12 protein-coding genes are annotated in these 25,864 nt (G+C 38.5%); 4 read left to right on the top strand and 8 right to left on the bottom strand.

Going from position 1 to position 25,864, the window contains the following annotated elements; genetic code table 11:
- Positions 1–64: 64 nt before the first annotated feature.
- Positions 65–697, bottom strand: a complete 633-nt coding sequence (gene lexA, locus HNR69_RS03510) for a transcriptional repressor LexA (RefSeq protein ID WP_075294334.1) — start codon at positions 695–697, stop codon at positions 65–67.
- Between the two features lie 161 nt (positions 698–858).
- Between lexA and plsB the strand changes: the two genes are divergently transcribed.
- Positions 859–3,294: a glycerol-3-phosphate 1-O-acyltransferase PlsB gene (plsB, locus tag HNR69_RS03505; protein WP_075294335.1), complete on the top strand. Its 2,436-nt coding sequence runs from the start codon at positions 859–861 to the stop codon at positions 3,292–3,294.
- 116 nt (positions 3,295–3,410) lie between these two features.
- Here the strand turns inward: plsB and prfC are convergent, their stop codons facing one another.
- Positions 3,411–4,991 carry a peptide chain release factor 3 gene (gene prfC / locus HNR69_RS03500; protein WP_075294336.1) on the bottom strand — a complete coding sequence of 527 codons (1,581 nt, stop codon included), beginning with the start codon at positions 4,989–4,991 and terminating at the stop codon, positions 3,411–3,413.
- Between the two features lie 528 nt (positions 4,992–5,519).
- On the opposite strand from prfC, the gene HNR69_RS03495 reads away from it, so the two are divergent.
- Complete coding sequence (locus HNR69_RS03495) at positions 5,520–15,125, top strand: YadA-like family protein (protein ID WP_075319823.1); 9,606 nt, start codon at positions 5,520–5,522, stop codon at positions 15,123–15,125.
- Positions 15,126–15,357: 232 nt separating this feature from the next.
- Here the strand turns inward: HNR69_RS03495 and HNR69_RS03490 are convergent, their stop codons facing one another.
- From HNR69_RS03490 to HNR69_RS03475, 4 genes are all read right to left on the bottom strand, one after another.
- Positions 15,358–17,334 carry a TRAP transporter permease gene (locus tag HNR69_RS03490; protein WP_075294374.1) on the bottom strand — a complete coding sequence of 659 codons (1,977 nt, stop codon included), beginning with the start codon at positions 17,332–17,334 and terminating at the stop codon, positions 15,358–15,360.
- Positions 17,327–17,800, bottom strand: coding sequence for a DUF1850 domain-containing protein (locus tag HNR69_RS03485; RefSeq protein WP_012341535.1), 474 nt, complete (start codon positions 17,798–17,800; stop codon positions 17,327–17,329). The genes HNR69_RS03490 and HNR69_RS03485 overlap by 8 nt, the downstream gene beginning before the upstream one ends.
- Positions 17,801–17,821: 21 nt before the next feature.
- Positions 17,822–18,850, bottom strand: a complete 1,029-nt coding sequence (locus HNR69_RS03480; protein WP_011608536.1) for a TAXI family TRAP transporter solute-binding subunit — start codon at positions 18,848–18,850, stop codon at positions 17,822–17,824.
- 489 nt (positions 18,851–19,339) lie between these two features.
- Positions 19,340–19,858: a gluconokinase gene (locus HNR69_RS03475; protein WP_075294375.1), complete on the bottom strand. Its 519-nt coding sequence runs from the start codon at positions 19,856–19,858 to the stop codon at positions 19,340–19,342.
- A 318-nt stretch (positions 19,859–20,176) separates the two neighbouring features.
- On the opposite strand from HNR69_RS03475, the gene HNR69_RS03470 reads away from it, so the two are divergent.
- Complete coding sequence (locus HNR69_RS03470; RefSeq protein ID WP_075294376.1) at positions 20,177–21,526, top strand: GntP family permease; 1,350 nt, start codon at positions 20,177–20,179, stop codon at positions 21,524–21,526.
- A 127-nt stretch (positions 21,527–21,653) separates the two neighbouring features.
- Positions 21,654–23,657: an NAD-dependent DNA ligase LigA gene (ligA, locus tag HNR69_RS03465; RefSeq protein WP_075294377.1), complete on the top strand. Its 2,004-nt coding sequence runs from the start codon at positions 21,654–21,656 to the stop codon at positions 23,655–23,657.
- Between the two features lie 117 nt (positions 23,658–23,774).
- On the opposite strand, the gene HNR69_RS03460 is transcribed toward ligA, so the two are convergent.
- Together HNR69_RS03460 and HNR69_RS03455 are read right to left on the bottom strand one after the other, a co-directional pair.
- Positions 23,775–25,094 (bottom strand): TrkH family potassium uptake protein, encoded by a 1,320-nt coding sequence (locus HNR69_RS03460; RefSeq protein WP_075294378.1) that lies wholly within the window; start codon positions 25,092–25,094, stop codon positions 23,775–23,777.
- On the bottom strand, positions 25,084–25,746 hold the full coding sequence (locus tag HNR69_RS03455) for a potassium channel family protein (RefSeq protein WP_075294379.1): 663 nt from the start codon (positions 25,744–25,746) through the stop codon (positions 25,084–25,086). The genes HNR69_RS03460 and HNR69_RS03455 overlap by 11 nt, the downstream gene beginning before the upstream one ends.
- Between the last annotated feature and the right edge of the window lie 118 nt (positions 25,747–25,864).

Here is a 25,864-nt window from a genome sequence, read left to right as displayed (position 1 = left end):
TTGTTGGCTTATTTTTGTTCCGCTACTCGTTTTTAAATAACAAATTTACTGCATGATGTCATGTTTACATCCAAGCATTATTGCGAATAATGCCAACGGCAATACCTTCAATTTCAAAGTAAGGTTGCTGAGTTAGATCTACTACAATTGGCTCAAATTCCTCATTTTCCGCATGTAAATAAACAATCGAACCTTTACGCTCAAAGCGTTTTACTGTTACTTCATCTTCAATTCGAGCAACAACGATTTGTCCATTTCTAATGTCTTTTGTACTATGAACAGCCAACAAATCACCATCTAAAATACCAATATCTTTCATAGACTGACCATAAACCTTCAATAAAAAGTCAGCTTGCGGTTTAAACATATTAGCATCGACTTGATAAGTTGCTTCAATATGTTGTTCCGCCAAAATTGGTTCACCGGCGGCAACTCGCCCAATCAGCGGAAGTCCTTCATTTTCCGGTTCTTCTATATCCGTTAATAGCCTGATACCACGAGATACACCAGATACAATTTCAATTACACCTTTACGAGCCAAGGCCTTTAAATGTTCTTCAGCCGCATTCGGAGAGCGAAATCCCAATTCTTTAGATATTTCCACTCGAGTTGGAGGCATTCCTGTACTTTCGATATGACGTTTTATTAGATCGAAAACTTCCTGTTGTCGTGTCGTTAATGATTTTATTGAACTCATACTAACCCCTGTTTTTATATACAGAATATATGACATTATATACAGAAATAAAATTACATCAATCTTTAGTTTCAATAAATTAATTTATTAATAAAAAAATATTTTTTTTGTTAGAATAGTATTCATTAGCCAATCAACCTAATAAGTTAATGGAAATTGTTATGTCAAGTATTCTTAATTTTTATCGTAATCTTTTGTCCGTCCCTCTCTCTTTTTTAGTTAAAAATAACCCTATACCGCAACAACCTATCGAAGAATTATCATTAGATATTAGCCAACCGATCATTTATTTATTACCTTACACTTCACAAACAGATTTAATTATTATCCGTAGAAATTGCTTAAGCGTAGGATTGCCTGATCCCTTAGAAGAGAATGAATTGGGGGGGCAATGTTTACCTCGTTATGTATTTTTAGACGAAGGTAGACGTTTTTTTAAATCGAAAGGTGCTAAGTCAGCGACTATTCAGATAGTTGAAAAATACCTTGAATTACACCGCTCTTTACCTGATTTAAATGTACAGTTAGTGCCTGTTTCCGTACTTTGGGGACGTTCTCCGGGTCATGAAAAGCAGGTTGGCTTACCAAAACTTCGTTTATTAAATAGTATCCAAAAAACAGCTGTGGCTATTTGGTTTGGGCGTGATACTTTTGTGCGTTTTTCACAAGCGGTTTCTTTACGCTATATGGCTGATGAATATGGAACAGATGCAAGTATTGCTTTAAAACTCGCTCGAGTGGCAAAAATCCATTTTGCCAAACAAAGAATGTCCGCTACAGGTCCTCGCTTACCTAATCGCCAAGCAATGTTTAATAAATTATTACAATCACCGGCAATTCTCAATGCCATCGCAGATGAAGCGAAAAGTAAGAGAATCAGCAAAGAAAAAGCACGTAAAGAAGCATATAAGATATTGGATGAGATTGCCGCCAATGTGAACTACGAGGGATTGCGTGTTGCAGATCGTTTTTTAGGCTGGTTATGGAATAAATTATATCAAGGAATTGATGTCCAAAATGCAGAACGTGTACGTAAATTAGCGTTAGAAGGACATGAAATTGTATATATTCCTTGTCATCGCAGTCATATTGATTATTTGTTATTGTCCTATGTGCTATATCATCAAGGGTTGGTGCCTCCACATATTGCCGCAGGTATTAACCTCAATTTTTGGCCGGTGGGAATGATGTTCCGTCGAGGAGGTGCATTCTTTATTCGCCGAACCTTTAAAGGAAATCGATTATATTCAACCATTTTCCGTGAATATTTAGCAGAATTATTTCACCGTGGCTACTCTGTGGAATTCTTTATTGAAGGCGGTCGCTCAAGAACCGGACGTTTACTTGCCCCGAAAACAGGTATGATGTCTATGACTGTACAAGCCTTACAACAAAACCAAATCCGACCAATTTCCGTTGTGCCGGTTTATGTAGGCTATGAGCATGTATTAGAGGTAGATACTTACGCAAAAGAATTGCGGGGGGCGGCAAAAGAGAAAGAAAACGCCGGTTTGGTCTTGCGTGTTATCCGCAAATTACGCAATTTAGGGCAAGGTTATGTAAATTTTGCCGAACCTATCACATTAAGTAATTACTTAAATCAACATTTTCCTGAATGGAAAGATAGCCAGCCGGAAGATCATTCTCAATGGTTTAACCCTGCAGTTAATGCCATTTCAAATCAAGTCATGATCAATATCAACAAAGCAGCGGCAATTAATGCAATGAACTTAACGGGCACCGCACTTTTGTCTTCTCGCCAACGTGCTTTATCTCGTGAACAACTGTTGGAACAACTGAAAAGTTATCAACGCTTTTTACAACACGCCCCTTATTCCAACGATATTATTGTACCGACTGATACACCGGAAGAAATGCTCACTCATGTATTAAACTTAGAACGAGTCGGACTTATCGTAGAAAAAGATAATTTTGGTGAAATGTTGCGTTTAGAACGTTCAGCAGCAGTATTGATGACCTATTATCGTAATAATATCCAACATGTTTTTGTTTTACCTTCTTTAATTGCAAGTATCATTTTTCATCATGGTGCAATACAAAAAGAGTTGGTATCAAATGCAGCTCGAAAAATTTACCCTTTCTTAAAAGAGGAATTATTTTTACACTTTTCACAAGATGAATTAGATGAATATGTTGAAAAAATTATTGAGGAATTTACACGTCAAAAATTAATTCTGTGTGCAGAAAATCTTCTTTCAATCAATAAAGAACGTGTAAGAGTTTTACAGTTATGGATGGCGGGAGTTCGAGAAATTTTACAACGTTATTATATTACCGTCAGTATCTTGCAAGATACCCCGAATATTGCCAAAGCGACCTTAGAGAAAGAAAGCCAATCTATTGCACAGCGGTTATCTGTATTACATGGCATTAATGCACCGGAATTTTTCGATAAAGCCGTCTTTTCCGCTTTTATCGGTAGCTTAAGATCCAACGGATATTTTGATAAAAATGGCGTCGCTATAACGGAGAAATTAAATGACATTAGCGATATTCTCGATAGAATTATTTCTACTGAAGTGCAATTAACTATCAAAAGTGCGGTAGGAAAACACGAAGAAGTTCAAGAGTATTAATGTGAGTTGAAAATAGGCACAACGCTTTAAACCGCATTTAAACCGAGCAAACTTTCCTATTTGAACAACAAAAAAGAGCGGAAATATCTCCGCTCTTTTGTCTATCATATCAAAGACTAATGTTCCCTTGTTTTAAAAAACTGAATATCGGGATAGCGTTCCTGAGTAAGATTAAGATTTACCATCGTTGGAGCAATATAAGTAAGACTATCTCCCCCGTCTAACGCTAAATTCTGTTCATTTTTACGTTTAAACTCTTCAAGTTTTTTCGCCTCTGAACATTCTACCCAGCGAGCTGTTGCCACATTAACGGTTTCATACACCGCCTCAACGTTATACTCAGATTTTAAACGAGAAACGACAACATCAAACTGGAGTACACCAACCGCCCCCACAATTAAATCATTATTGGTTAACGGACGGAAAACCTGAACCGCACCTTCTTCTGAAAGTTGCACCAAGCCTTTGAGCAGCTGTTTCTGTTTCAACGGATCTTTCAAACGAATACGGCGAAATAACTCCGGTGCAAAATTAGGGATACCGGTAAATTTCAGATCTTCACCTTGCGTAAAGGTATCACCAATTTGAATAGTGCCATGATTATGTAAGCCGATAATATCGCCGGCATAGGCTTCTTCCGCATGAGAACGATCACCCGCCATAAAAGTCAGTGCATCGGAAAGCACAACCTCTTTCCCCAAACGCACCTGTTTCAGTTTCATACCTTTTTCATATTTACCCGAAACAATTCGCATAAAAGCGACCCGATCACGATGTTTCGGATCCATATTAGCTTGAATTTTAAACACAAACCCTGTTAATTTTTCTTCCGCACTCTCGACTAAACGACAATCCGCCTGACGAGCTTGCGGAGCGGGTGCCCATTGTGTCAAGCCATCAAGAAAATGATCCACACCGAAATTGCCTAAAGCCGTCCCGAAAAAAACAGGCGTTAATTCCCCACGAATAAATAAATCATGATCAAATTCATTCGACGCCCCCTTGACCAATTCCAATTCATCACGTAATTGCCGAGCAAGATCTTCGCCCACTGCCCTATCCAAGTCAGCATTATTTAACCCTTTAACAATACGCACATCCTGAATAGTATGTCCTTGACCGCTTTGATATAAATAAGTTTCGTCTTTATACAAATGATAAACACCTTTGAACAATTTACCGCAACCAATAGGCCAAGTAATAGGGGCACAACGGATTTTCAGCACACTTTCCACTTCATCAAGCAATTCCATCGGATCTCGAATATCACGATCCAACTTATTCATAAACGTTAAAATCGGCGTATCCCGCAAACGAGTGACTTCCATTAATTTAATCGTACGTTCTTCAACCCCTTTTGCACTATCAATCACCATCAAGCAACTATCAACTGCAGTTAAAGTGCGGTAAGTATCTTCCGAAAAATCCTCATGCCCCGGTGTATCAAGCAAGTTGACCAAGCAGTCATGATAAGGAAATTGCATCACCGACGTAGTAATAGAAATTCCCCGCTGTTTTTCCATTTCCATCCAGTCGGATTTAGCATGTGCCTGAGAACCTTTGCCTTTTACCGAACCGGCTTTCTGAATAGCGTTTCCATAGAGTAAAACTTTTTCCGTAATCGTTGTTTTCCCCGCATCGGGGTGAGAAATAATCGCAAAAGTGCGACGTTTATTTACTTGTTGAGAATATGACATGATCGTTTGTTATACTGACTAAAAGCCGATATTTTCTCCGAATTTTATTTGAGGTGCAAGTCAAAACCCAAACAGAAAACAAAACACATTAAAGAGCGGATATAATCCGCCCCGACATTAAAATAATGAATTTACGCTTTTCTTACAAATAAATACAAGATAAAATACGACAAATTTTACTTTTACTTAACAAATAAAATAGAACGGAAAATGACAGCCTACAGCCTACAGCCTACAGCCTAGTATATTGCCTAAAATCAACCTTTCAAGTTAATTTTGAGAGGTTGGACATGTTCAAACAATATCTTAAAAATCACCTATTTCAACCTCAACCTTTCGGCGAAAGTATTATTCGCCTTTTTCTGCTTTGTCTTAAAAAGCAAGGCATCGCCTATTATTTAGGTTTATAACCTATCTCTCTAAAGTTTAATAAATAATCAGTAAGAGATAATAAATAAACAATAATAGATTCGATCAATAACCACTTAATAAGTAATTAACAGATAATTTTTAAAGCGAGTAAAGAATATGAACAAAATCTTCAAAACCAAATACGATGTAACAACGGGTCAAACGAAAGTTGTGTCTGAATTAGCGAATAACCGTCAGGTGGCGAGCCGTGTTGAGGGAGCGTCGGGGCGTCAGCCGAAGTGCGGTGTGTTTTTAGGCATGTTTAAGATTCTGCCATTGGCATTATTGATGAGTGAGTTGTTATCGAGTGTGGCATATGGGGTGAATGTGTGGATTGACGTTAATCCTAATAGAGAACCAGGTGGTGATAATAAGCCTTCGTCTGTTTGGTATGAAAGAAGTAACGTTAATAACACGAATGAAGTTGTTTTATTAGCCGATGGTGCAAACAAAACAGGGGCAAATACTCGATTAACCAATAAAGATTTCAAAAAAACGGTAGTTATAGGATCTCGTGCAGTTGGTGGTGGAAATGATGCTACTGCTATAGGTTACCGTGCTATTGTAGGGAAAAACCTTGATTCAACTAATATAACTGACAGCCACCAAGGAACGGCAGTGGGATATAGAGCCTTTTCGTATGGTAATGAATCTGTGTCGTTAGGGAATGATACTGTTGCTCGGGGTTCTAACAGTATAGCTATAGGGTCGGATAATATTTCCGGTGAGAATGCTAAACCACTTCCTAAAGAAATATTTACTATATTTCTAGATAATGCGGCTAATTTTAACTATACAGGTGAATATGCAGCAGTTGATTATAATAAATTATTTGAAGGTACTGATGTTATTGAGAAAAATACTAATAAAAATAAATATGTTAATGGTGATGGGAATTTAGTTAGTGATGATGGATTTACTATTGGTTGGAACGGGAGATATTATATAAGAAAAACCAAAAGTAATCACAAGGATTATTACGTTTTAATTGGCGATCAATATTATGAAAAATTAAGTAATGGAAACTTAAATCCAATTGAAAAGCCGAAAAACATTGAACAGATGGACGATTATAAAAGGATGGAAAAATATAATGGATATCTAGAAAAAGCATATGAAAAATATTTAGCCGACACTGATAGAAACAAAAAAACCCATACATGGGCTAGGGGTAATAACTCAATAGCAATAGGGGGAAGAAGTGTTGCATATGGAAATTATTCGACCGCACTTGGAACGTACGCGATTGCGTATAAAGACTATTCAGCCGCGATAGGAACAAATACGATAGCTTTTGGTAGAAATTCATTAGTTTTCGGGAATGATTCTTATGTCTATGCTGATAGATCTGTAGGGGTAGGTACGAATGTACAGGCAGTAAATGCGGGTTCTATGGTGTACGGATCGGACTCATACTCAGGGGGTAGCGGTTCATTGGCGATGGGTAACTATGCATTGGCAAATATCGCGATGGACGAAAATTTTACCGGCAAAGGATTGAAAAGTAGTAAATTATTATTTACTGATAATGCAAACAAAGACGAGTATAAAGATGATAAATATTTTTTCGATAAATTTTATGAATTAGGAAACACAAAAGATATCCAACACAACAGAACTTCAATCAAACCTAAAACGACAAAACAAAGAGGAACGGGAGAAGAAAAAGCTGAGCAATCAAAAGACAATAAAGGTAAACATAACCAAGGAGCAATCGCAATAGGGTCGTATACTGTTGCTCTTGGAGACAACGCATTATCAATCGGAAGATATGCTTACGCCAAAGAAGACAGTACCGTTGCAATCGGAAGATTTGCCTTTGCAAAAGAGGCTAATGCATTTGCGTTAGGAAGTTTTACGAGAGCTCTTGAAAAATCTTCAATAGCATTAGGGAATGAAGCAACCGCTACTTTAGAAAATTCAGTGGCACTGGGTTATAAATCAAAAACGGATTATGAACATTCAAAGTCCGATCCATATACACCCGAGGGAGCAATTATTATCCCAACTTCAGCGAATGTAGGGGTTATTTCTGTCGGATATAACGGATACGAGAGAAGAATGGTAAATGTCGCTGCCGGTTCACAAGATACGGACGCCGTGAACGTTGCACAATTAAAAGCCTTAGAAACCAGAATAGACTTAAATAATAAACAAAATAATTTAACGCCTTATTTTGGTGTGGAGCAAAAAAGTGGCGATAGTGCAAAAATAGCACAAGGTCAAGAAGCAAAACAAAATTATGAACGTTATGTTAAATTGGCGGGTGAATATGCAAAATTATTAAATAGAAAAGTAAATGGCAAGGAAACGTTTAAACAGGAAGCATTAGATAAAGTTAAGAAGGAATTAGATGCATTAGAAAAAAGTAATCCCCAAATAGCAACAAAAGCAAGTACTATTAAAAAAATTGTTGAGGACTTAGGAAAAGAAACAGTTAGTGATAGTAATAAATTATTAACAAAATTAAAGGAAATTACACAAGCTGTTGAGACAGATATGGCAAAAAAAGATCAGGTCGCTAATTTATCAGAGCAAGAAATAGAAGAATCTAACTACAAAGGAAGCCTGGCAAAAGGAAAAGACTCAATTGCGATAGGATATAAAGCGTCAGTTGCAGAAGTAGCAGAAGATTCGGTAGCAATAGGAAAAGGATCTAAGGTAACAGCTAAACAGGAGGCTAAAAACAAAGCCGAAATAAATGGTGTTGAATTTACTTTCAAAGGCGGAGTAAGTCCTGATAATAAAGAAGAAAGTAAAAAAACCATTTTCAGCGTAGGAGATACAAACCAAGAACGTATTATTAAAAATGTAGCAGCGGGAGATGTGAGTGAGAATTCAACAGACGCTATTAACGGAAGTCAATTATATGCTGTAACAAAGGTGTTTTCTGATTTGGCGAAGGATGTGATAGGGGTAGAAGTTGATAATAAGCAGTTTAAGAAATCATCATTTACGGCTGTAGAATATATCTCAACTCCGACAAGTAAAAAAGGTGTTCCTGATAATTTTAAAGACGCATTAGATGAAACAATTAAGGCTATAAATCAAGGGTATAAGTTTAGTGATGGAACAACTAATAACAATGGTACTAGTAAATACTATTTAGGGTCGACATTGGAGATAAAAGCTGGAGATATTGGAAATACTCATAAGGATCAAAACTTAAAGGTACAACTTGATAAGTCAAGTAATGAGAAAGCAATATTTAAGATTGGAATGACGGATAGTCCAAGCTTTAAAAAAGTAACTATTACAAATGCTCCTAAAACAGATAATGAGGCTGTTAATAAAAAATATGTGGATGATAAATTTAAAAATGTAGCCACTAGTTTTAAGGTAACTGCTGATAGTGGAGAATATGCTGTAAAAGATGCATTAAATATTAAGGGTAAAGAAGAAAATTCACACAAAAACATTACCACAACTGCTAAAAATGGTACGAAAAAAGAGTTGGAAATCTCACTAAATAGTACGTTGAAAGGTATAACTTCTATTGGTAAAGATGAAAATAATCAAATCACATTCAATGGTGGCACAAAAATTAAAGCTGGCGGGGCTGTGTTAAGTTTAAGTAAAACTAGTGACGATAAGGTTAAAATTTCAGGCGTTGCTGATGGAGTAGCTGAAAATGACGTTGTAAACTTTAAGCAATTAGAAGCGTCAAAATTACATTTCTTATCAGTACAAGGGACGGATAAAAGAGCAGACAACTATAACAACAATGGGGCAAAAGGCACTAATTCTGTTGCAATAGGTGTTGGTGCTAGTACTAAAAGTGGTGCTAGTGGTAGTATAGCGATAGGACATGATGCAAAATCTAGTGCAGAAAATGCAGTTGTAATAGGTAATAATGTAAGTGTAGATGTACATAGTTCGTTTGTACTAGGGTCTAATAATAAAGTGCAACAATCATTTAAAAAAATAAATGGTGCTGTGGTTGTAATAGGTAGTGGAACAGAATTAATAGAATCTAAAAGTTCTATAGCAATAGGTGCTGTTAAGGTTGGAGTAGATGGAACAAAGATAGAAAATGCAGCGTGGACAGCTTCTATAGGGAATAAAAATAAAATCAAAAACGGTACGGATATTGTTGCTTTAGGTAATAATATTAAAGCATTGGATAATACGAATGAAGTAGATAAAAGCGGTACAAAAATTGCTAATAATCATTTAATTCTGATTGGTAATGGTGCGACAGCTGAAACCGCACAAAACAGTGTGCTTGTTGGGGCAAGATCAAAAGCTGAAACGGGTGCAAAAAGTGCGGTGATTATTGGTCATAGTGCAAAAGCTGAGACAAACGCCGTCGGTGCAGTAGCGATAGGGCAAGGTGCAACAGTAAAAACTGCCGCTGGCGATTCCATTGCCTTGGGGCAAGGGTCAGAAGCGACTGAGAAAAAAGAAGCATTTGAATCAACAGAACTTACTGTAGGTCAAAATTCGTTAAAAATTAGTTGGAATAATGCGGGAACTGGGAAAAATAAATCTGTAGTAAGCGTTGGAAAAGTTGGAGCTGAAAGACTAATAACAAATGTAGCAGCTGGTAAAGTTGATAGAAATTCAACAGATGCTATCAATGGTGGACAGTTATTTAGTGTTATTGAAACATTTGGGAAACTTGGTGTAGAGGTGCTAGGTGCAGAAGTTGATAATGGAACTAAAGAATTTAAGAAATCAAGTTTTGATAAAGTAAATTATCATGGACAAGCAAAAAAAACGACAGATACATTTAGAGATGCAATTAATGAGAGTATTACTGCTATTAATAAAGGATTTAAGTTTGGAGATGGAACAAACCAAGAACAACTTTACCTAGGGTCAACAATAATAATTCAAGAAGGAGATGTTGAAACAGATTATAAGGGAACGAACTTAAAAACAAAGTATGAAAAAGATGCAGATGGCAAAGTTACACTTAAAATAGGAATGACAGAGAGCCCAACGTTTAAGAAAGTTACAATTACTGATGAGCCGACAGGAGATGATGATGCTGTTAATAAAAAATATCTTGATGGGAAAATTCAGACAGTAAATGCAACTGTTGATAAAGGCTTAAGTTTCCAAGGGAATGATGGTCAGAGTGTAACGAAAAAATTTGGTGATACTTTAAAAATAGTAGGAGAGCCAAATGGTACGAATACTGGAATTTTAACAACAGCTCCTGGAAATATTACGGTTAAGAAAAAAACAAATAGTGACGACACTCTAGAAATAGGGTTGTCAAAAGACTTAACTGGAATAGAAAGTATAAGTAATGGTAATACGCAAATAACATTAAAAGACAATAAAATAGAGTTGACGCCTGATACTGGGGCTAAATTAACATTAGAAAAATCAGGAACTGATAAAGTCAAAATCTCAGGACTGGGAGATGGAAAAATTGCTCAGGATTCAAATGATGCAATAACTGGTAAACAGTTGGAGGATTTGGCTGGTAAATTAGGAGTTGCCGTAAATAATGAAAAAACAGGGTTTACTCAACCAGAATTTACAAAAATTAAAGCTGGAGCAGACCCTAATAAAAAACAAACAACATTCAAAGGTGCGATTGATGACTTAATCACGGCTGTTAATAAAGGTATTAGCTTTAAAGGTAATGACAATGCTAGTGGAACAGCAACAATGCAATTAGGTGGAACGTTGGCGTTTGATAGTTCTGGAAGTGCTAACAAAAAAGATATTACAGCAAAAGTAACTGATGAAGGTAATGGTAATGGTAACGCTAAAATAACATTAGAATTAAATAAGGCAAATACAGTAGATGAAAACGACGAAAGAGTAGTTACTTCTAAGGCTGTGGCTGATAAATTAAAAAATTATACTACAACAACGGCTTTACAATCAGGATTCTTAAAAGTTGATGGTACAAATATAGGTGATGCTGAAGGTAAAAAAACATTTGGTAAAAATGTAGGAATTAGTGAAATCAAATTAGGTGCAAACGATAAGCGCGACACTGAATTGGTACAAGCTAAAGCTTTAATCAGCTATCTAAAAGGTACAGGTGATAAATCCGTTAAAGTATCCGATAATCCGGAAACTAAGGCTGATGGAGAGGGTTCTATTGCGATTGGCGATAAAGCAGTAGCAGAAAATGAAGGGGCAATTGCTATTGGTTATGACACGAGTGCTAAAAATAGACGTTCAGTTGCCATAGGTCGAGAAGCTCAGGTATTGGGCGAGCATGCTACGGCTATCGGCTACAAAAATAATGTATCGGGTAACGATTCCGGTGCATTCGGTAAAGATAATGAGATTATCGGAAAGCATTCCTATGCTGTGGGTGCTTATAACAAAATTGAGGGCGACCATGTTTATGCCTTGGGTTCAAATATTACGATAACTAAAGATATAACAAATGCTGTCATTTTAGGCAATAAATCAACAGGTGTATCCAATGCGGTATCTGTAGGTGGTGCTGGCAAAGATGAACAAAGAAGAATTGTTTATGTTGCCACACCAACTGATAAATACGATGCCGTTAATAAGAAATATGTGGACGACTTGACGTTATCGTATAAAACGAATAGTGATGACAAAACGAAGCAATCTATCAACCTCAAAACAGGGGCTTTGGACTTTAAGAAGTCAGAAAATATTTCTGTTTCTGTAGAAGCTGATGGAAAAATTACGCATACGCTTAATAATAATCTTCAAGAAATCACCAGTATCAAAGGTGGTAAAGATGAAAGCGGTGCGAAAATCACGTTAGAAACAGCTAAAAAAGAAATCAGCTTTAATGATTCAAAACTCACAAACCTTGCAGACGGTGAAATCGGTGATAGTTCAAAAGAAGCCGTAACAGGTAAACAACTGGCGGATTTAGCGAAACAGTTAGGTATTGCGGTTGATACTTCAGATAAAACGAAATTTACCGCACCAACATTTGATAATTTCAAATTAAAAGACATTAATGGAACAGATGGAACTGCACCAAAAAATATCGTTGAGGGCTTGAAAAATGCTGTTTCTAAACTCAACGAAGGCTTGAAGTTCAGTGCGGATATGCCAAGTGCGGTAGCAAATGGCACTCAAAACACACCGCACTATCTTGGTTCGACCCTTAGCATTGTGCGTTTAGATATGAATCAGGCTGGTTCGTCTGCTACACCAGCTCCGGCGGGGACTTCATCACAACCAAATATTGCTGAGTTTAAAGGTGATAATTTAATCACTCAATACACGAGAGAAGCTAACGGCAACGCCAAAATCGAAATCGGCTTTAAAAATGCACCGACATTTAGCAAAGTAATGCTTGCTGAAGAACAAACATATAATGGCGTAAATGGAAATAGCGGAAGTACAGATTGGAAAAAAGAACTCATCACTAAAGGCTACCTTGAACAAGCATTAGATAAGTTTAAGTTCAAGGTTGAAAATGGTAGCGGTAAGCCTATCGAAATCGGTCGCAACGATACGTTGAAGTTTACGAGTGGTCAGAATATTAAAGTAGATTTAGCTAAAAACGGTACAACACCATCAAGTACGGGATCTACCAGTCCGAGTGCTTCTGCTTCCGCACCGGCTCCAACACCAGCTGCTCCAGCACCAGCATCATCAGCAGCTCCAAGCAGTTCATCAGGTGGTGCAGGTTCAAACGGCGGTGGTTCAAATAGTATGGCTTCGTCAGGTGGTTCAAATGGTGCAGGCATGGCTACGACAAAGCCAACAAGTACACCAACTACCACGCCAACCACCACTACCCCAACAACGGCAGTGGTAACCATTGGCACGACTGAGGAACTGAAAAACATCACTTCGATTTCCTCTAAACCTAAAGCTGGAAGTGCGGGCGGAAGCGGTACAGGTTCAAGTGCGGTTGGAAATCAAGATGAAGTCACTAAACTGACTTTAGATGCAGAAAAAGGTGCCACATTCCAAGTTGGCAATCAAGGTACTGAAGTAAATATCAATAAAGATGGTATTTCACTTACACCACAAAGCAAAGATGGCAAAGCAACCTTAAACAAAGACGGCTTAACCGTGGGCGATAAAGAGGCAGCTAACGGCGACAAAACCCATACCGTTTATGGTAAAAACGGCTTGACTGTAAAAGGCAAAGACGGTTCAAAAGAAGTCGTGAGCTTGAAAGTGGCTGACGGTGAAAACAGTCAAGGCAATAATGGTGGTAACGGTCAATCCGCTACCCTTGCGTTTGCAAAAATCGGAAATGGAAGCGGAGCTGGAACAGGTGCTGATGCAAAAGGCACAGGCACCGGCAAAATCACCGGTCTTGCGGACATTAAGCCAGATGAAACAGATGGAAGCCTTGCAGCGAATAAAAATTATGTGGATAAAAAAGTGTCCGACTTAAACAATAACCGTCCATTTGATTTTTATCTAGGCAATGACAAAGTCGTGAAAGATAAAGATGGTAATTTCAAAAAATTAAAAGACGGTAAACCTGATCAAGCCCTTACTGAGGAAGAGAAGAAACAGGTCGTGATTAAAGCCGAACCGACCACCGCACCTATTGGGATTAGCAATGTGGCAAGTGGTTTGGGTATTACAACACCAACAGACGAACAAAAAGAAAAACTTAATCAGCTTGCTGAGAAAGTGAGTGAAAAAGTGACGGCATTAGGCAAAAAAACAAAAGATTTTTCTGAAAAAGCAGAAAAATTTGCTGACTTAGAGTTAATGGTAGACAGTTTAAAACAAACAGTGGATACCATGCCTGATGGAAAAGCTAAAGAAAAAATGCGTGAGGATTTGAAAAAATATCAAGAGCAATTGTCTGCTGCCCAAGAGGCTAAAAAGAATGCTAAAGAAGCCGTAGAATCGGCACGCAACGAGTTAATTGAAGCAAATGGGGACTATAACGCCTTTTCCGAGGCGATAGCAAAAGTCGAAGAACTGGTTGAACCGGATAGCCAAGCCGAGTTAAGCAACGTAGCCACCATTGCTGACGTGCAAGCGGTAGCGAAATCGGGCTTGAAGTTCAAGGGCAATGACGGTGTTGAAGTGCGGAAACAACTCAGCGAAACCTTAGAAATTAAAGGTGAAGGGGAGTTTAACAGTGCGACCACGGCGGCAGGCAATATTAAAGTGGACGCCTCCGAGACGGGACTGGATGTCAAACTGTCCGATCAGTTGAAGAACATGACTTCGTTTGAAACTCGTGAAGTGAACGGTAGAAAATCTACACTAAACAGCAACGGTTTGAAAGTGGTTGACCAAGACAGCGAAGCGGTAGTGACGGCACAGGGTACCCGTATTATGGGCAAAGGAAATCATGCCGGTCAATCAGCAAGTTACACCCTCGATGGCATTAAGCTACAAGGCAAAGCCGCTGAACCGTCATTGATGGCAACCCATGCAGGGTTGATGGTATCAGGCAATAACGGTAATATCGTCATCAATGGTAACCGTGGGGAAATTTTAATTCCGGATGTCAAACCTGATGCAAGTGGATTTGTTGCAGTCAATAAAAACTACGTGGATGGTCAAAATAATGCGTTACGTACACAAATACATCATGCCGATCGCCGATTGCGTGCCGGTATTGCCGGAGCGAATGCGGCGGCGGCATTGGCATCAGTCTCTATGCCGGGCAAGTCCATGGTTGCGATTGCGGCGGCAGGACATGATGGCGAAAGTGCGTTGGCGATTGGTTATTCTCGCATCAGCGATAACGGTAAGGTTATGCTGAAACTGCAAGGTAATAGCAATTCCCAAGGCAAAGTATCCGGTGCCGTGTCGATAGGTTATCAGTGGTAATTTGTCAAACTTGCTGAAACACAACAAAAAACCCCACTGTACTTGCAAAGTGCGGTGGGGTTTGAGTATTTTGGGTGTTAAGGGAAATAACCTTTTTTATTACATTTCTAACACCCAAACCGCCACAACCGGTTGTGAAGCTATGCAAAATCAAGGGGTAATGATTGGTTCAAATCTAAAAAAGTTAATTAGACATTTAGTTATGTCATTTATCGTATGCACAGAACAATTGTTAGTCACATTGGCGAACATTAAGTAGTGCTATGACTACAACAACAGCAATGCCGATAATATCCGTGATCCATTCCGGAATAATCAACATAAGCGAACCGATTGCTAAAATAATACGTTGCCATATTGGTATAGTATTTTTCAGATACCCCTCTACCGCAGCAGATAATCCCAAAACGCCAATAACAGAGGATACGATAACATTAATAATTTCGAATGCACTTGGTAGAGGGAAAGTTTTGGCAATAACCGCAGCATTGGTAACATCAATCATCAGCATATTCGGATTATAAACGAATATGAACGGTACAATAAAACCCGCTAGGGCTAGACGCAAGGATTGCCAGCCGGTTTTCATTGGGTCACCTTGTGCAATTCCCGCACCAGCAAAAGCAGCAAGAGCGACCGGTGGTGTGATATTAGCGAAAATACCAAAATAAAAGACGAACATATGTGCCACTAATACCGGGACATCAAAGGTTGCCAATGCCGGAGCTGCCATGGTGGCGGTAATGATATATGCTGGAATAGAAGGTAGTCCCATGCCAAGGATCATGGAGGCAATCATCGTTAAAAATAAGGTTAAAAAGAGCGATCCTGCACCTAATGTGACGATAGAAGAGGTAATTACCGTACCAAAACTGGTAAGGTTCATCACGCCAATCACAATTCCTACCGTCGCACAAGCTGACATAACGGAAATCGACTGTTTTGCCCCGTCAGCCAATGCCTCAATTACATCTTTAATGCCCATACGGGTTTCTTGACGCAATTGACTGACTAAAATGGTAAGCACAATAGTATAAGAGGCAGCATATCCTACTGGTACGGATTGTGCTAAAAAGATGATAAGGGCTAAGATCGGCAATAGCATATGACCACGTGCTTTCATCACTGCTTTTACCCTTGGCAATTGATCTTTAGGGACGCCTTTTAAGTTTTGTTTACCAGCACGAAAGTGGACTTGTGCAATGACGCCGAGATAGTAAAGTAAGGCAGGAAGTAAGGCTGCAAGTGCAATAGTTCCGTAGCTTACGCCTGTCGTTTCCGCCATAATGAATGCACTTGCTCCCATGATCGGCGGGAGAATTTGCCCACCAACGGATGCACTGGCTTCTACCGCACCGGCAAAGTTTTTGTGATAACCGATTTTTTTCATTAATGGAATAGTAAACGCTCCAGTACTCACCACGTTGGCAACCGCTGCCCCATTAATACTGCCCATAAAGCCACTGGAAATTACCGCTACTTTCGCCGGTCCCCCTTGTTTATCACCAGCGATCGCTAAGGCTAAATCATTAAATAATTGCCCCATTCCCGATTTACTTAGGAAAGCCCCAAATAAAATAAATAAGAAAATAAAGGAAACGGAAGCCCCCACAGCAGAGGAATATAACCCCTCCGTTTTTAAATAAAGCTGACCAAAAATATCACCGACGTCATAAGGGCGAGTGAGGAGGCTGTCCGGCATAAAATCCATTGAGCTGATGAATGGATAGATTAAGAAGAGCAAGGAAAAAATCACCAAAATCCAACCGGTAACGCGACGCGTTACCTCAAGCACCACTAGCACAGTGATGATTGCCATCACAATATCTGTGCTATTTGGAATACCACCTCGGACGGTCATAATGTCATTGTATTGGTTGATGAGATACAGCATACCGCTCATACCGGCAATAACCCATAACCAGTCATACCATGCAACAGAACCTTGGCGACGTTTTTTCGATGCCAGATAAATTAATAGGATTAATATCGCTCCAACGCCCACGTGTACTGCACGCTGGATTAACGTCGGTAGGGGGTAAAAGGTGGTGTATAAATGAAAAAGGGAATATAAAACCGAAACCAGCGTAATTAACCCTTTATTAAATTGGCTACTGGATTGACGAGTGACCGATTCACGGTCATATTTTTCCAAAATCTCTTGTTCCTTGGCACCAAGTGCGGTGTCAATTTTTACAGAATCAGTCATAACATGATTTCCTTAACCACAACGTTGCAATTACAGATTTAGCTGGTTTGATTGTTACCGCAGAATAATTAGGAAGTGTTTGATAAACGGGAAATTGTTTATCATCAAGCAAAATAGTCCCTTCCATACGATGCGAAACAATCCAATTTATTTCGGGTAAAACAACATCTTGTTTAAAACCGACATAGCCCACTGGCACATGGGTGACAACTTCACCTTGAGAAGGTGTTCCGGCACCAAATGTTTGTAACCATGTTTGATAAAGGTGGAGGTTATCACCTTGTCGTTGATAATGTTCATACCACAATTGATGCTCGACGGAGTGACGCCAACGTAGTGCAAAATGATCATCACCAATGATGCATTCGCCTTGTTTTGTGGTAACTGATATAAAATGAACAGGATAAAGCCCAATAACAGCGAGTGGCACCAGCACAAACCAACCGTTACGAGGCATTATCTTCATGCTTACCAACTTAATAACGAATTATTTCGCATTAACTTCGTCATAATATTTTTTTGCACCCGGATGTAATGGTGCAACTGCACCTTCCTGTGCTTCTTTCACGTTAATGCCTTTCGCCGCTTGGTGTGCGGTTTGCAATTGTGGCAAACTTTCAAAGAAGGTTTTGGTTAATAAATACCCATCTGCTTCGCTGAGCTCTTTACGGATCACCAAGGCATTTTTAATTGCCGCTGTCGGAATCGGTTCAGGATTGCCATAGGTGTTCGCTGGAATATCCATCGCATTAAAATACGGTTTATCTGCGGCTAATTTTTTAATTCCGTCAGCCGGGATAGAGACCAATTGCAGATCAAAACTTTGTTGCAATTCCATTAAGGCAGAATTTGGCAAGCCACTGGTTAAGAACGCCGCATCAATGGTTCCCGCTTTTAGAGCATCTGCCGCTGCAGCATAACCGAGATAATCAACCTTAATATCCGCATAGGAAATGCCAAAACCGGCAAGTAAGTTACGTGCATTGACTTCGACTCCGGAATTTTGATCGCCGGTCGCTACCCGTTTCCCTTTTAAATCGGTAATGGTTTTAATGCCGGAACGTTTAGAGGTGACAATTTGTACATAGTTAGGATAAAGTGCTGCTATTTGTTCCACATTCTCAATTTTATTTTTGAAACTGCCGGTACCATTTAACGCATCATTTAACGCATCACTCATCACAAACGCCATTTCCACTTTTTTCTGTGCCATCAAGTTTAAATTTTCTACCGATGCACCAGTAGTTTGTGTTTTGGAATTAGTTTTTAGATTTTTACTATAAATACCTGTCAGTGTCGTCGCAATAATATTGTAAGGACCGGAAGCACCGCCAGTAGCAATGGTCACAAATTTGCTTTGCACTGTGGCTGGTACCGCACTTTCAGCACTGCTGCTGTTTGCCGCAACGTTGCTCGCAGTAACATCTTTCGACGCTTTGTTATTATCACCACAAGCGGCAAGCAATGTAGCAAGTAGAACTGTTGCACTGGTCAATACGACTTTCATTTTTTTCATAGAATTGCTCCTGTGTGATGTCATTGATGTTGTATTGTATGCAATGTATGCAATATTTTTATTGCAAACGATTGCTTTTTAGCATGCTCGGTTTGAATTGTAAATTATTTGTTAATATTTTTGTGAGATAGATCGAGTTTTGCTTTAGGAAAAATGCAAATATAGAGAGAATAGATCGTACAAGAATAACACCAAGAGAATTAAATTTTTACTGCAAAGGTGGGAATTTCGCTTGAATTGTTTTGTGCAACGCCTTGTCAATAATACACCACGCAGAATTTTATTTTTAAAACAAAACATAGGAATAACAATGCATACTGGTAAAAATCGACTACGCTTTTTCTATTTATAACCCCACTGTACTTGCAAAGTGCGGTGGGGTTTGAGTATTTTTTCGTAGCATTAGCTCAAAAACTATCTTTTATGGCAAAAATATTGTCTGTAATCTACGTCTTAGATAACACCTCTACGCCCAAGCATTTCTTGTCATCAATCTAAAAGAGGCTTGATAGCTTCAACACAACGCTGCACTACTTCCTCAAAAGTTGCGTCAATATCAATGTGATAAATATCAGTTTCATCAGCTTGGGGAACTTCCAACGTAGCAAACTGACTTCGCAACATTTCAGTTTTCATATAATGCCCTTGCCGTTTTTGCAGACGGGAAAGCACTAATTCAAAACTGCCGGATAGATAAATAAATTTAATGTTTCGGTTTCCATCACGAATTTGATCTCGATATTGTTTTTTCAGTGCTGAACAAATAATAATGCCCTTTTCACTTTTTTGCTCCAAACTAAATGCCGCATCACGAATACGCTCCAACCAAGGCATACGATCTTCATCATTGAGCGGTTGTCCCTGTCTCATTTTGATAATGTTGGCTCTTGGGTGTAAATCATCCCCATCAATTAATTTCAATCCTAGGCGGTACGCTACTTCAGTTCCTACTGATGTTTTACCTGTACCGGATACCCCCATTAAAATAATACTTTTTCCTTTTGACATTTTTTGTTCCTCTAATAAATACGCTATTGAGCTTAGTGTACCTGAAAAAATTTTAAAAAGTTACCAATAACACTTAAATCTATATTTATTGTTTTAAATTTTTATTTTTATAACCGCACTTTTTTAAAAAATCATTAAAAATAAAGAAAAAATGTGACGTAAATCACAAAATCAAACACACAAACTTTACCCAATCTAGAAAAATAAATATGTTACCAGTAACAGAAATATTGGAGGATATTTTATGTTAATGGGCATTTGTTATTCGTTGATGGTGGTATGCTTGCTGCTGTTTAATTTTATTAATAGGGAAATTTTATGTTGATCTTTATTTTGATTGCTTCCATAGCATTACTTCTTCTTCTCATTATTAAATTTAAGGTTCATGCTTTCGTTGCCTTAGTTTTAGTGAGTTTATTAACCGCACTTGCTACCGGTATGTCAGTAGATAAAATCCTGCCGACCTTATTAGGCGGTTTCGGTAATACCCTTGCCTCAGTAGCTTTATTAGTCGGCTTAGGTGCAATGATCGGTCGATTATTGGAAATTACCGGTGGTGCAAAAGTACTTTCCGATACCTTAATCAATAAATTCGGCGAGAAAAAAGCACCTTTCGCTTTAGGTGTCGCCTCATTCCTATTCGGGTTCCCCATTTTCTTTGATGCAGGTTTAGTGGTAATGTTGCCGATTATTTTCAGTGTTGCAAAACAATTCGGTGGTTCATTATTCCGCTATGCGTTCCCTGCTGCCGGTGCATTTGCTGTCACCCACGCATTTCTTCCTCCGCATCCCGGTCCGGTCGCTTCCGGTGATATTTTAGGTGCAAATATCGGTTTGCTCACCATTGTCGGCTTCATTTTAGCTGTACCGACTTGGTATTTTGCTACTTATTTATATGGGCTTTACTTAGGTAAAAAATTCGATTTACCGCTACCGAAAACTTTCTTAAATGCAGCTCCAATTAACGAAACTGCGGTTCAAAATCCCCCAAGTTTCAAAAAAGTATTATTTATTTTGCTGTTGCCGCTTTGTTTAATTATGTTAGACACGGTCCTAAACACTTTAGCAGTAGCAAAAGTAATTGATGGTTCTACATTATGGGTACAAAGTTTACGCTTAATCGGCAAAACACCTATTGCCTTATTAATTAGCCTATTAATGACTATCATTTTACTCAAAGAACAACGCAGTTTTGAACAAATCGAAAAAATCTGCGATAACGCCTTAGGTCCGATTTGTGCAATCGTATTGGTAACCGGTGCAGGCGGTATGTTCGGCGGTGTATTACGTGCAAGTGGTATCGGTGATGTATTAGCAAAAATGTTTTCGGATACGGGTATGCCAATTATCGTTGCGGCATTCTTAATTTCTACCGCACTTCGTATAGCTCAAGGTTCTGCAACTGTTGCTCTGACCACAACTTCTGCTCTCATCGCACCAATGGTGTCATCAGCCACAGGCTTAAGTCAATTTGATTTATGTTTTATCGTGATTGCTATCGCTTCAGGTGCAACCGTACTTTCTCATGTAAATGATAGTGGCTTTTGGTTGGTAAGTCGTTTCTTGGAAATGGATACCAAAACCACGTTAAAAACTTGGACTGTAATGGAAACATTAATCGGTTTAGTCGGTTTTGCTTTGGCATTGATCGGTAGTATTATTTTGTAAAAATAGACCGCACTTTTCTATTGATTTATTGCCTCTGAATTTTCAGGGGCAATTTTTTACGCAGAATAGCGTGCATTGTGTATAATGAGCCACTATTTAAAGTGCGGTCTTGAAGCAAGGAATTTTTATGATCAAGCAACAAATTGAAGAATTACGACAACTATTACGCCATCATGAATATCAGTATCATGTGTTAGACAATCCGCAAATTCCGGACAGTGAATACGATCGCTTATTTCATCAATTAAAAGCGTTGGAACAACAATATCCTGAATATGCCAGTGAAAATTCGCCAACACAGAGAGTAGGGGCGAAACCGTTAAGTAATTTTGCTCAAGTTAAACATGATATTCCAATGCTATCCTTAGATAATGCTTTTTCTGATGAAGATTTCTTTGCTTTTGTCAAACGTATTCAAGATCGTTTGATACATGTTCATCATTCTTTAACATTTTGTTGCGAACCTAAATTAGACGGTTTGGCAGTCAGTATTTTGTATATAAACGGTCAGCTGGTACAGGCTGCAACTCGGGGCGATGGGACGACCGGTGAAGATATTACGGCAAATATTCGTACTATTCGTAATATTCCATTGCAATTATTAACAGATAATCCACCGGCTCGTTTGGAGGTGCGAGGGGAAGTTTTTATGTCGCAAGCAGGTTTTGAAAAACTGAACAAAACAGCTTTAGCGAAAGGAGAAAAAACATTTGCTAATCCACGTAATGCGGCTGCAGGTTCTTTGCGTCAACTTGATCCCAAAATTACCGGTCAACGTCCTTTGATGTTAAACGCTTATGGTATTGGTATTGCAGAAGGAGTGGAATTACCGGATACACATTTTGCTCGTTTACAATGGCTAAAATCTATTGGCATACCGGTAAATAATGAAATTCAATTATGTCATGGGATTGAAAAAGTGTTGGATTTCTACCGCACTATTAAGCAAAAACGCAGTTCCTTAGGTTATGACATTGATGGCACGGTATTAAAAATTAATGATATTGACTTGCAACAACAACTTGGTTTTATTTCTAAAGCACCTCGATGGGCAATTGCTTATAAATTTCCGGCACAAGAAGAGCTGACAATTTTGAATAATGTGGAGTTTCAGGTTGGGCGAACCGGTGCCATTACACCGGTAGCAAAATTAGAACCTGTTTTTGTCGCAGGAGTCACTGTGAGTAATGCTACTTTACATAATGGTGATGAAATAGCACGTTTGGATATTGCGATTGGTGATACCGTGATTGTGCGTCGTGCCGGAGATGTGATTCCGCAAATTATCGGCGTGTTACATGAACGTCGTCCGGAAAATGCAAAATCTATTATTTTTCCAACAAATTGTCCTGTGTGTGATTCCGTTATTAGCAAAATTGAGGGAGAGGCAGTTGCTCGTTGTACGGGAGGCTTAATTTGTGCAGCTCAACGCAAAGAGGCACTTAAACATTTTGTTTCACGCAAAGCGATGGATATTGACGGCATTGGTGCAAAATTAATTGAACAGTTGGTTGAAAGGGAGTTAGTACATACACCGGCTGACTTATTTAAATTAGATCAGGTTACTTTAATGCGTTTAGAACGTATGGGGGCAAAATCGGCAGAAAATGCCTTAGCAAGTTTAGCTAAAGCGAAAAAAACCACATTGGCTCGTTTTATTTTTGCACTTGGCATCCGTGAAGTTGGGGAAACTACTGCATTAAATTTAGCAACTCATTTTAAGACACTAGAGGCTTTTGAAAATGCAACGTTTGAGCAATTGCAAAAGGTACAAGATGTTGGTGAAGTAGTGGCTAAACGTATTCGTTCATTCTGGTCTGAGCCTCATAATGTTGCTGTGGTAAAAGATTTAATTGCACAAGGCATTCATTGGGACGACGTTGAAGTTAAAGAGGTGCGGGACAATCCTTTGAAAGGAAAAACCGTCGTATTAACCGGTACGTTGACGAAAATGGGGCGTTCAGAGGCAAAAGAATATTTGTTGCAATTAGGCTGTAAAGTTAGCGGCAGTGTTTCGAGTAAAACGGATTTTGTTATTGCAGGGGAAAGTGCGGGGTCAAAATTAACTAAAGCCACTGAGCTTGGTATTAACATTCTGAGTGAAAATGAGTTTTTGGCTTTGTTAGCATAAATTTTTTCATTCTTAGAGGAAAATTACTTTGTATATTTGTCGTTAAACTTGAGCAAAGTGCGGTGCAAAACAGATTAAATTTAGGAAAATAAGGGAATAAATTATTCCCTTTATTTTTTAGCCTATTTGTATATATTCTTTTGGATATTTAATTTTACTTGAGTGCGGTTGCATAATGAGATAAATCATAGTGAGCAATCCTACTCGACCGATAAACATTAAGATAATTAAAATTGACTCTCCGAACGGTGAAAGTTCAGCAGTAATTCCTCGTGAAAGTCCGACTGTACCTAAAGCCGAAACAACTTCAAATAAAACATCAAGGAAATGAAATTGCGGTTCAACTGCCAAGAGCAAAAAGCTACTAATACCAATACAACTAAGGCTGGTAAAAAATAAAGCAAAGGATTTTTTGATTAGTTCATCAGGCAAATTATGTTTAAACAAATTGACATGGGATTCTTTGTGTAAATAGGCGAATGTCGCTACCACTATAATACAGAATGTGCCGATTTTTATACCGCTTGCAGTGGATAAGGAACCTCCGCCAATAAACATTAAGAACATAGTCAGCAGACTACTGGCATCAGTTAATCCTGCCGTATCAACAGTATTAAACCCTGCAGTTCTTGGTGTTATCGCTTGAAACCAAGCGGCAAACAACTTACCTGTTTCGCTTAGCGGTCCAAATGTTAACGGGTTTTGTCGTTCTAAAATATAAAATATTAGAAAGGAAACGATATTTAAAATAAGGGTTGCCCAAAGTACTACCTTCGTATTTAGTGAGAATTTTTTATATTGGCGTTGATTTTTGATATCCATGAGTACCACAAATCCCAACCCGCCAATAATAATCAATACGGTGATGACTATATTGACAACAATGTCATCCACATAAGGCATTAAACTTTCTGAACTCAGTGCAAAACCGGCATTGTTAAAAGCGGAAATACTGTAAAACAGGCTTTGATACAGTGCTTGAAAAAAAGAAACATCACCATAAAAATGAACAGTAAGAATAATCATTGCGATAAGTTCAAAAGTCAGTGCAAATTTTAGAACGTTTTTGGCAGTATGTAGAAGTAAATTAAAAGGCACATCACCCAGTGCTTCTTGAGCAATTGCATTGCCGAATAAGCCAATTCTGGCACCCATTCGTCTTGCTATGTAAATAGCAAACGTCATAAATCCCAATCCGCCGATTTGAATTAAGCACATTAAAACAACTTGTCCGAATAGGGTGAAATTTGCTGTATCTTCGACACTTAGCCCCGTTACCGTTACCGCTGATGTTGAAGTAAATAAGGCATGTAGCCATGAAATACTTTTATGGTGAGCAAAGGGTAATTCCAATAATAATGTGCCGATTAAAATGATAAAGAGAAAACCGCCCGCTAATACATAGGGTGGCTTTGTTTTGATATGTTCAAATTTCATTTTGGATTTTATTTAATTCGCCGGTTAAAGTGCGGAGATTATTTAAATAGCCAATGATCAGCAAATGGTCTTGACGATGTATTTCAGTTTCATCATCCGGATTGCTAATAAGTTGTTCTCCTCGTTGAATAGCGGTAATAACAATATCTTTATAGCGTTTTTTCAGCATACCGAGGGTAATAGTAGTTTGAAATTGAACACGGAAATGAATTAAAAAGAGATCCGAGCCTAGCGGAATACAGTGGGTTACACTAGGGCAATTCATAGATTGACCGACTAAAATACCCATATCATTTTCGGGTCTTACTATATGTTGAATCCCTAAACTGGAAAGTATAGCGTGATGTGCCGCATTTTTAGCTTTTGCCCAAATTTGATTTGCTTTGAGATCAATTAAATTAAGTGTGCAGAGTAAATTGCTTTCCAGACTTTCACCGATACTGACCAACACTGCATCAAACTCTTGAATGTTAAGTTCTCGCAAGGCTGTTTTATCCGTGGCATCAAGGATTAAACTTGCACTAAGAAAATGGCTACATTGCTCCACTTTTTTTTCATTAATATCCATGCCCACAACTTGATTACCCAGCTTATACAGCTCTCGTGCAACTGATTTTCCGAATTTACCTAATCCGATAATCGCAAATTGCATATGCTGCTCCTATCAATACGAGGCGATGTATTTACGTCTCAATTGCATAAATACCGCCTATGATGAATTATTGAAGATGTCGGAATTCTACTCCTACATTTTTGAAAATGCAAAAATA

Source organism: Histophilus somni, assembly GCF_014202395.1.
In the GTDB taxonomy this organism is placed as follows: domain Bacteria; phylum Pseudomonadota; class Gammaproteobacteria; order Enterobacterales; family Pasteurellaceae; genus Histophilus; species Histophilus somni.
This window is presented reverse-complemented; position numbering and strand designations above follow the sequence as displayed.